This window comes from Microcoleus sp. M2_D5, assembly GCF_036701935.1.
GTDB lineage: Bacteria > Cyanobacteriota > Cyanobacteriia > Cyanobacteriales > Microcoleaceae > Microcoleus.
Window position 1 is genome coordinate 1 of record NZ_JAUBRP010000131.1, and the last position, 9,397, is coordinate 9,397.

General features: G+C 48.0%; 9 protein-coding genes. 3 read left to right on the plus strand and 6 right to left on the minus strand.

The window, feature by feature from the left end; all coding sequences use genetic code 11:
- Positions 1–262: 262 nt before the first annotated feature.
- From QUA50_RS28445 to ispF, 5 genes are all read right to left on the minus strand, one after another.
- The gene (locus QUA50_RS28445) at positions 263–2,023 is read right to left on the minus strand and encodes an ABC transporter substrate-binding protein (RefSeq protein WP_333268604.1); all 1,761 of its coding nucleotides are present in this window, start codon (positions 2,021–2,023) and stop codon (positions 263–265) included.
- Between the two features lie 40 nt (positions 2,024–2,063).
- Entirely contained in the window at positions 2,064–2,228 is a 165-nt protein-coding gene (locus QUA50_RS28450) for a hypothetical protein (RefSeq protein ID WP_333298762.1), read from the minus strand.
- Between the two features lie 207 nt (positions 2,229–2,435).
- Complete coding sequence (locus QUA50_RS28455) at positions 2,436–2,636, minus strand: hypothetical protein (protein WP_333268593.1); 201 nt, start codon at positions 2,634–2,636, stop codon at positions 2,436–2,438.
- A gap of 7 nt (positions 2,637–2,643) precedes the next feature.
- On the minus strand, positions 2,644–3,162 hold the full coding sequence (locus QUA50_RS28460; protein WP_333268595.1) for a hypothetical protein: 519 nt from the start codon (positions 3,160–3,162) through the stop codon (positions 2,644–2,646).
- 33 nt (positions 3,163–3,195) lie between these two features.
- Entirely contained in the window at positions 3,196–3,675 is a 480-nt protein-coding gene (gene ispF / locus QUA50_RS28465) for a 2-C-methyl-D-erythritol 2,4-cyclodiphosphate synthase (RefSeq protein WP_333268606.1), read from the minus strand.
- Positions 3,676–3,794: 119 nt separating this feature from the next.
- Between ispF and QUA50_RS28470 the strand changes: the two genes are divergently transcribed.
- Positions 3,795–4,184, plus strand: a complete 390-nt coding sequence (locus QUA50_RS28470; protein WP_333268597.1) for a hypothetical protein — start codon at positions 3,795–3,797, stop codon at positions 4,182–4,184.
- Positions 4,185–4,232: 48 nt separating this feature from the next.
- On the opposite strand, the gene trmD is transcribed toward QUA50_RS28470, so the two are convergent.
- Positions 4,233–4,928 carry a tRNA (guanosine(37)-N1)-methyltransferase TrmD gene (trmD, locus tag QUA50_RS28475; RefSeq protein WP_333268598.1) on the minus strand — a complete coding sequence of 232 codons (696 nt, stop codon included), beginning with the start codon at positions 4,926–4,928 and terminating at the stop codon, positions 4,233–4,235.
- 330 nt (positions 4,929–5,258) lie between these two features.
- On the opposite strand from trmD, the gene QUA50_RS28480 reads away from it, so the two are divergent.
- Together QUA50_RS28480 and cphA are read left to right on the plus strand one after the other, a co-directional pair.
- Positions 5,259–6,152: a cyanophycinase gene (locus QUA50_RS28480; RefSeq protein ID WP_333268600.1), complete on the plus strand. Its 894-nt coding sequence runs from the start codon at positions 5,259–5,261 to the stop codon at positions 6,150–6,152.
- 339 nt (positions 6,153–6,491) lie between these two features.
- Positions 6,492–9,209 carry a cyanophycin synthetase gene (gene cphA / locus QUA50_RS28485; RefSeq protein ID WP_333268602.1) on the plus strand — a complete coding sequence of 906 codons (2,718 nt, stop codon included), beginning with the start codon at positions 6,492–6,494 and terminating at the stop codon, positions 9,207–9,209.
- Positions 9,210–9,397: the final 188 nt, after the last annotated feature.

Genomic DNA, 9,397 nt, shown 5'->3' on the forward strand with positions numbered 1-9,397 from the left:
ATAACTTCCACAAGTTTGTGGGATGGGCGTCCCGCCCGGCCTTTTTGGACGGGCGGGACGCCCATCCCACAATAACAATTAAAATTATAAGTTATTTAATTCGCGATCCTAACTAATGACCTGCCCAAAAACGGATACAAGCCCCCAACTTAAATCGCGATGGCACAATTTTAGACTCTTGTTCAAGTTCCCAGATTCATCTTTAGACTAAATGAAATCTAAGAAATCTAAAATCTAAAATCTAAAATCTAAAATCGACTGACTATTCTGTTATTTTCAACTCGTACAAATTCCAGAAAGCACCGCCGAGGGCACTGTAGCGAATTCCCGAAACGCGATCGCGCACCGCCTCAAAAGTCAGCGGATTTACCATATAAACAAAAGGCACTTGTTCCGCTATAATCCGCTGCGCCTCCCCATAAATTTCCTTGCGCTTCGCCTCATCAAGCTCCTGAGAAGCTTTCACGTAAAGGTCATCGATTTTCTGCTCCCAGTCGTAAACTTGCCAACCCTGAATCGGGGGTTCTCCGGCTTGCGGGCCTTGGTTGAAACTGTGCAGTGTCCCGTTAACAGACCAAATATTGTAGCCGCTGTGCGGTTCAGTACCTCCCGTAAAAGCGCCCAAGTAAGTATCCCAATTCCGCGTCAGGCGCAGCTTTTCCACATAAGTGTTAAAACTCAGGAACTGCGTATCAATTTGCATCCCCAGTTTGCCCAAGTCTTGCTTAATTTGCGTTGCCATTTGTTCCCGAACTTTTTTACCTGCCGCCATCAACAAAGTAAATCGCACCTTGTTGCCTTCAGCATCCAACAATTCTTCGTTACTATTATACTTGAAACCTGCACTTAACAGTAACTCTTTGGCTTTTTGTCGATCGTAACTGTAAGTTTTCAATCCCTGTTCTGGGGACAGGTAGAACGGGCTTTGCGCCGGAATTGGGGAATGTAGGGGCGCGCCCAGTCCGCGATAGATATTGTTAGTCATGGCGGATCGGTTGATGCCGTAGGCGATCGCCTGCCGAAATTCCTTACTCGCGAACCACCGAGACTTAATTGGGTCTACGAACGGCTGATTTTGAGCATTGCGCCCCTTATTCAGATTGAAACACATAAACACGCTGCCAGTATCCGGGCCGCCGTTAAACACCGTATATTTGCCGCGTTTTTCCTCCCGTTTCAAGAGGGGAAATACTTCCGGCTCCACGTTCAGAGTATCCAAATCGCCCGATCGAAAATTCAGCAGTTGATTGTCAGTATTTTCGATAATTTGCCAAACAATTTGCTGGATGTAAGGTTGAGGATTTCCCTCAGCATTTTTGCGCCAATAATATGGATTTCGTTCCAAAACAACGCGCTGATTAGGAGTATAACTCAGCATTCGGTACTGACCGTTGCCGACAATTTTTTTAGGGTCAGTATCCGTGCCCCAAGTAGTCAAGAATTTAGGCTTGCCGTCTGCATCTGTATTATCGATAGATTCCTGTAAAATATGAGCTGGTAAAATTGGGATTCCCCCAGCATATCTAATAAAAGGAGCAAAGGGTTCTGCAACGGAAAATTCTACGCGGCGACTGTCGAGTTTTTTGACTTTTGGAAATTCGCCACTGATGCCAACCCTCAGAATATCTTTCAAACCGCTAGGAATTTGGTCATTGAAATAAATCTTTTCATAGCTGAAGATAATGTCATCAGTAGTCAGGGGTGCGCCGTCCGACCATTTCAAACCCTCTCGCAGGGTAAAGACAATCTTTTTGCCATCTTTAGAAACTTCCCAAGATTCGGCTAAACCGGGTTCTAGCTGCGATGTCAAGCCGTTTTCGTTAATCAACCCCTCGTACATATAGCCAAAGACGCTGTATGCAGACTGATTTAGGGGGTAGTTAAAGGTGGCCGGGCCGCTGGGGGTGGGAACGATGAGTCTGTTTACTAAGTTCGATCGCACCGGAGTGCACGCAGACAGAGTTATGGTAGCAATTACCGCCAGTAAAATCAGGAGCCAGCGCAGTCTTGAATGTACCATCATAGAAATTTTCATAATTTTTAACTATACCATTTCAGTGCAACTACGACTGAGACTGTAGCCAACCGAGAAAATCTTCCGTGACCGAGAAATACTTCATTATTCCTACTTCCCGCAAAGCATCTCGAACTTTCGGCAGACCAAATTCTTTTGTATTATTGCTCCAAAATACCTTGACTTCATTAGGATGTAACTGTGCGTGGTTCAAGATGCAGTGGAGAATTAAATTGTCTGTCGGGTCTTCTTCAATAAAAATTTAATTCAAACTTTCTCGAAGTATGCCTGCTGTTAATTGAATCATTTCTATCTTTATAGCCAACAAATCAAGAGCAGCAAAAAGACGTGCATTAATATCATTGAGCAACACCTCATTCTCATTGAGAGATTCCTCTCAGTGGAAGACAAGAGACTGGGCCTAGGGTGAAGTTTTATCTCGCTTTAGCTGACTGATTTGTTTTTCCATTTCACCTACAAAACGGTTGCGTCGCTTGATCTCGTCTTCTAAAGCCGAAAGCGATTCCATGCAGCAAATACTTGGTATTGCTATGTTGACTGATGTCGGTACACTCACCAACAAGTTGTTAGCGTCTGGATCGCGTCCCGTAGCAATGCTCATCAGAAAGTTAGTCTCGATATATAAAATTGCCACCAATTTCTACCCCTGATTTTGTCGTCCCACCTGCTAGCAGCGGCAGCAAGCCGATTTTTGCTATCTGTTCTGACGCGGTGGGAATCTCAGACTTCCAATTATAAGCTAAGTCGCGCAGCCATGCTTCAACCAGTCTAGTTAGGTATCGCTTAAAGATCCGTTTGCTGCCAAATTCCGGCTCATAATGGCGAAGTATTTCACCAGTGTTTAGAGAGCACGCAGGTTCAGATAAATTTACTCCGTCCCATTTGAAAATCAGAATTTGTTCGGTGTCAACAAACATAGCATAGGGAATTATGGTGCGCTGCTCGGACATCTTCGCTAACGCAGCTTTCATCCAAGATATCATGTAGTCAGCAATCCTTTGCTTTGCTGCTGGTTCTTGAGCTTCAATAATTTTAACTTCGATTAGCACGACTACCCGATCGTCCTTATCCAATGCGATAATATCCGCGTCAATGGGTAACTCTAAATCCAAGGTTTCAGTTTGCATGGTTTTGGTCTTCCTAAAACGTAGATTAAAGTTCTATTTTAGCACTAACAAAACTACAGCGTAAGCTGCGATTCCTTCTTCTCTCCCAACGGGGCCTAGCTTTTCGTTGGTGGTGGCTTTGATGCCGATTTGGTCTGGGTTGAGTTTGAGGATGGAAGAAAGCCGATCGCGCATTTGCTGAATATGCGGTTTCAGCTTTGGACGTTCTGCCACCACCACCGAATCAATATTGCCGATTTCCCAGCCTTTATCTAATATTAACTGATTGACTTGTGCCAGCAATACGAGACTATCCGCACCTTTCCATTTCGGGTCAGTTGGCGGGAAATAAAGGCCGATATCTCCTAAGCTGAGAGCTCCGAGCATCGCGTCCATGATAGCGTGGGTAAGTACGTCGGCGTCGCTGTGGCCGAGTAATCCTAATTCGTGAGGAATATTGACACCGCCGAGGATGAGGGGGCGTTCTGGAACTAAGCAGTGAATGTCGTAGCCGTTGCCGATGCGGATGTTCATGTAAAAATGAGGTTTGGGAAGTATACCAAAAGACAATTATTTCATATTTGCGGGGAGATAGGTGAAAAAGTATGGTCTTGATTTACGGACTGTGTGGGCATTGTGACCAAGACATACAGATGTTGGTTGGTCAGTCTCTCTTTGACAAAAAAGTTGTTTGGCATCTATCTTATAGCTGCTCTCATTGTGGGGAGGCAATCGAGTTAGATGATACTCATGCTATGCCTAACGAAATGAGAGAAGAAATTTTAGCAAAAGAAGGGACTTGGAACTTGATTGTATTGGAAAAAGAACAACGTGCAACAGTTGTAACAAGAATTCTGCGTGAGGCTATGTCGTTGTCCTTAGCTGAAGCTATGAAGCTAAAAAAGAAGATGCCTGGTTCAGTTTTTATCGGAACTAAATCTGAGACCGATCGACTAAAACAGCTTTTAGCTGCTGAAGGTTTGAAAGCTTCAATCAGCAGAAGTGTTGCAACAATCGGCGCTGTCGATCGAATTGGGCTATGAGTTTGCCCGATCGATCGTATGGGATAACTTCTCCTTTCTCCCTTTCTCCTATTCTTCCCTCTCCTGCAACCACCGATCGTACAAATCCAGCCGGCGCGATCGAGTTCTTTCAATTTGCTGTTCCCTGCGCCAGCGAGCAATTTCCGCGTGATTACCAGACAGCAACACGTCAGGCACCTTCAATCCCCGAAAATCCGCCGGTCGAGTGTACTGCGGATAATCCAAAAGTCCGTCTTCAAAACTCTCAAATTTCAGGGAATCTTCCTTCGCCACAGTTCCCCGCAGCAATCGCAAAACCCCATTAATCAAAGCCAAAGCCGGAATTTCGCCCCCCGTGAGCACAAAATCCCCCAAAGACACCTCGCGAGTTACCAAGTGCAGCACTCGATCGTCCACACCTTCATAATGACCGCAAATCAATACCAACTGATCGCGCTCTGCAGCCAACTCCCGAAACATCGCCTGCTGCATCGGTTCCCCCTGGGGAGTCAGCAAAATCACCTCCCGCCGCGGCAAAACCGGCAGCGACTCCACCGCAGCAAAAATTGGTTCCGGTTTCATCAGCATCCCCACTCCGCCCCCGTAAGGCTCATCATCGACTCGCTGGTGCTTGTCTGTGGTAAAATCGCGGGGATTGACAAAATTCACCTCAGCAATCTTTTTAGCTAAGGCTTTGCCCATCAGTCCCGACTCTAGGGGAGCCCGGAAAAATTCTGGAAATAGGGTAACAACGTCAAATCGCACAATTATTGGAATTTCATTGATACATCACCTCTAGTTTGACCTTTAGGGGGAGTTCAGTTTTCAGTAATTGCTTTATTCTTTATAATTTCTTATAATTTCTGAAAATTTTGGCAAGTTAAATTCTCTTCCTTTGTCGGCGGGCCGGTTTTGTACAAAAATAATCTGTTTTTCATGACAGCGACTGCAAGTAAACTCGCCCCCAAACAACTGCGGGATCGCGCGATCGCCGATCGCACCTCGCTGGCACCAAAAAATATTTATTCTTAAAAAGCCCCATTCTACGCACAGCCACGGCAAAATTGAATTTCACATAACAGAGGAAGACACACCATGCAGCAGTTGACATCTCAAGCCCTTGAACACAATATTCCCCCGCGCACAAAAACCTCGATTATGGTCATCGGGGGAGCCGAAGACAAAGTTCACGGGCGAGAGATTCTGAACACCTTTTTTTGCCGTGCTGGGGGTGCAAACGCTCGGCTGGCGATCGTTCCGTGCGCTTCGCGAGATCCCGAAGGAATTAGCAACCGCTACCGCACAATATTTGACGAAATGGGCGTTAGCGCAGTCAAAGTAGTAGACATCCGCGAACGCGAACAAGGCGAAAACCCCGTCTGGAAAGATTACTTAGAAGACTGTACGGGCGTATTCATCACAGGCGGCGACCAACTGCGGCTTTGTGGGCTGCTGGCGGACACCCCGCTGATGGAGAAAATTCGCAAAGAAACTCTCGAAGGCAAAATTACCCTCGCTGGCACCAGCGCGGGTGCTGCGGTAATGGGATATCACATGATTGCAGGCGGTGGAAGTGGCGCCCCGCCGAACCGCTCTTTAGTAGACATGGCAAACGGACTTAACATTATTCCTGAGATCATCGTAGACCAGCATTTTCACAACCGCAATCGCATGGCTCGCTTGCTGTCGGCTGTGGCTTGTCATCCCGATCGCATCGCTATTGGTATTGACGAAGACACCTGCGCCTTGTTTGAGGGAGACGATACTATGAAAATTCTCGGTAAAGGCACCGTGACTATTGTTGATTCTAGGGAAAATTTTTATACCAATGAATCTATGGTAGGAGCGACAGAACCCTTAAGTCTGTTCAATATGCGCTTGCACGTTCTGTGTCACGGAGATTGCTACAATATGCCCCTAGGCAAACCCATGCCATCGGGAGCGTGTTCCGAGTCTGGCTGGCCCCCCGAATGCCGCACAGCCAACTAAGGTAGAACATCTCTTGTCATTGATTCGGCAGAAATTAGGCGGCATTCCGGCCGAATCATGGATACAACAATAGATATAGATTCGGAAGCAGCCACGGGCTGACGCCAAGAGGCAGAACCACAGAAAATTCTAGCTTCGGGCTTTGAGTTTTTGCTAGCCATGTACCTGTACTTGTTTTTAGCCGATCGCAGGGGCATGAATTTTAAATTGGGTAGCCCATAACTGGAAATTCACTCCCAAACTGTTCGCAGCGAACAGTCGATCGAGCAATCTAGATCGAAATTGAATAAATGCTCCAATTATCTATAAGATTTCGCGCCCCATACCCCTCTAACTGCCATGAAAATACTTAAAATCCAGACATTACGCGGCCCCAACTACTGGAGCATCAGACGCCAGAAACTCGTCCTGATGCGTCTGGATTTAGAGGAGTGGGCAGATAAAACCACAGCGGAAATTCCTGGATTCTATGAAGGGTTGATCGCCGCACTTCCGAGTTTGAACGACCATCACTGTTCTCCAGGCCATCAGGGAGGATTCCTGCAACGGGTCAGAGAAGGCACAATGATGGGACACGTAATCGAACACGTCGCCCTCGAACTTCAGGAAATGGCAGGAATGCCGGTCGGGTTCGGCCGTACCCGCGAGACAGCGACCCCAGGTATTTACCAAGTAGTAATCGAGTATCAAAACGAACAAGCAGGTCGCTATGCAGCCAGGGCGGGCGTGCGGATGTGCCAAAGTATTGCCGATACAGGCACTTATCCAGCAGCCGAATTAGTCCAAGATTTGAGAGACCTCAAAGAGTTTGCTGCGTCGGCGGCCCTGGGGCCGAGCACGGAAACACTGATTAAGGAAGCAGAAGCGCGCGGCATTCCTTGGATACCTTTGAGCGCCCGGTTTATGATTCAACTCGGCTACGGGGTTCACCAAAAGCGGATTCAGGCAACTCTGAGCAATCGGACGGGAGTTTTGGGGGTAGAACTTGCCTGTGACAAGGAAGGTACCAAAAATATCCTCGCTAGCGCTGGCGTGCCGGTTCCCAGAGGGACGGTGATTCATTATTTGGACGAATTGCGCGGGGCGATCGAAGATGTCGGCGGTTATCCGATCGTCCTCAAACCCCTAGACGGCAACCACGGCCGCGGCATTACGATCGACATCAATTCCTGGGAAGCAGCAGAAGAAGCATACGACTTAGCCAGCGCCGCATCAAAAACAAAAAGCGTCATTGTCGAGCGCTATTACACCGGCCGCGACCACAGAGTATTGGTAGTCAACGGGCAAGTCATAGCAGTCGCAGAACGAGTCCCCGCTAACGTCGTGGGTAACGGCAGGTTTACAGTAGAACAGCTTATTGAAGAAGTAAACCGCGACCCGCAGCGAGGAGACGGACACGACAACGTGCTCACCCGGATCACGATCGACAAATTGTCCCTGGATTTGCTGCAAAAACAAGGATACGCAATGGACTCCGTAGTGCCCGCGGGCGAAAGAGTATTTTTGCGGGCGACAGCAAACTTGAGTACCGGTGGAATTGCAGTCGATCGTACCGACGAAATCCACCCAGAAAACGTCTGGCTGTTTTCCAGAGTCGCCAAAATTATCGGTTTGGACATCGCCGGCATTGACGTAGTAACTCCCGACATTTCCCAACCCCTGCGCGATGTCAACGGCGTCATCGTCGAAGTCAACGCAGCACCGGGTTTCAGAATGCACGTCGCCCCAAGTCAAGGTTTGCCCCGCAACGTCGCCGGCGCCGTCTTCGATATGCTTTTCCCCTCGCCTCAGCCCAGCCGGGTGCCAATTTTAGCGGTAACGGGAACCAACGGCAAAACTACAACCACTCGCCTGCTAGCCCACATTGTCAAGCAGACAGGTCAGATTACCGGCTATACAACTACCGACGGCACTTACATCGGCGATTATTTGGTCGAAACCGGAGACAATACCGGGCCGCAAAGCGCTCAATTGATTTTGTCTGACCCGACGGTAGAAGTAGCGGTGCTGGAAACGGCTAGAGGCGGAATTTTGCGATCGGGCCTCGGCTTCGATCAGTGCGATGTCGGCGTCGTGTTGAACGTCGCGGCCGATCACTTGGGAATTGGCGACATCGACACCGTGGAACAACTGGCCAAACTCAAGAGCGTCCTCGTTGAGTCGGTAATGCCCAAAGGCTATGCAGTTTTGAATGCAGACGACCCGCTAGTATCACAAATGGCGCAGCGTGTCAAGGCTCAAATTGCATATTTTTCGATGAACCCGGACAACGAACTGGTGGCCAGACATACCGCTGCAGGCGGGCTGGCAGCGATTTACGAAAACGGGTACTTGTCGATATTGAAAGGCGATTGGACGCTGAGAATTGAGCAGGCTGTGAACGTGCCGCTGACGATGGGCGGGCGCGCGCCGTTTATGATTGCTAACGCTTTAGCAGCTTGTTTGGCAGCTTTTGCCCAAGGATTGAAAATAGAAGATATTCGATCGGCTTTGTCAAGTTTCCAAGCATCGGTGGGCCAAACTCCCGGAAGGATGAATTTGTTTAAATTGGGCAACTATCACGCTTTGCTCGACTACGCCCACAACCCCCACAGCTACAAAGCTTTGGGCAGTTTCGTGCTGAATTGGCCGGGAATGCGGATCGGGGTAGTCGGCGCCCCCGGAGACCGGCGAGATGAAGATTTTGTCACGCTGGGCAAACTTTCGGCCGAGATGTTCGATCGTATCATTGTCAAGGAAGATATTGACAGGCGCGGCAGAGAACCCGGTGTTGTGGCAAAGTTAATTTGCCAGGGAATTGCTGAGGCGATTTCTGCAGGAACCGCAAACAAATCTCAAGTTGAATACGAGTTGATTCTCGACGAAACAACGGCCGTTAACAAGGCTTTAGACGAGGCGCCGGCCGGCAGTTTGGTCGTGATTTTACCTGAAAGTGTCAACAAAGCTTTGAGTTTAATAGAAGCCCGGAAACCGATTAAGGAATCTGTGGAAGTGCAAAATGGTTTAGATCGATCTAAAGAGGAAAGTTTGAAACCGACTGTTGTGAATCAAGGCTAAACTATTAAGTCTCATTTAATTAATAGGTTGGGTTACTCGTGTTAAACCCAACCTATTTGTTTGAAAATTGTTAGTCATTTCCGTTTGATTTGGACTTGTATGATGTTAAAATTTGTAGATACTGTCTTGAGCTGTCAAGGGGTAGCGATCGCATAATTGGGGTCGAAAGGCTTTTGGGATTTTAAAAT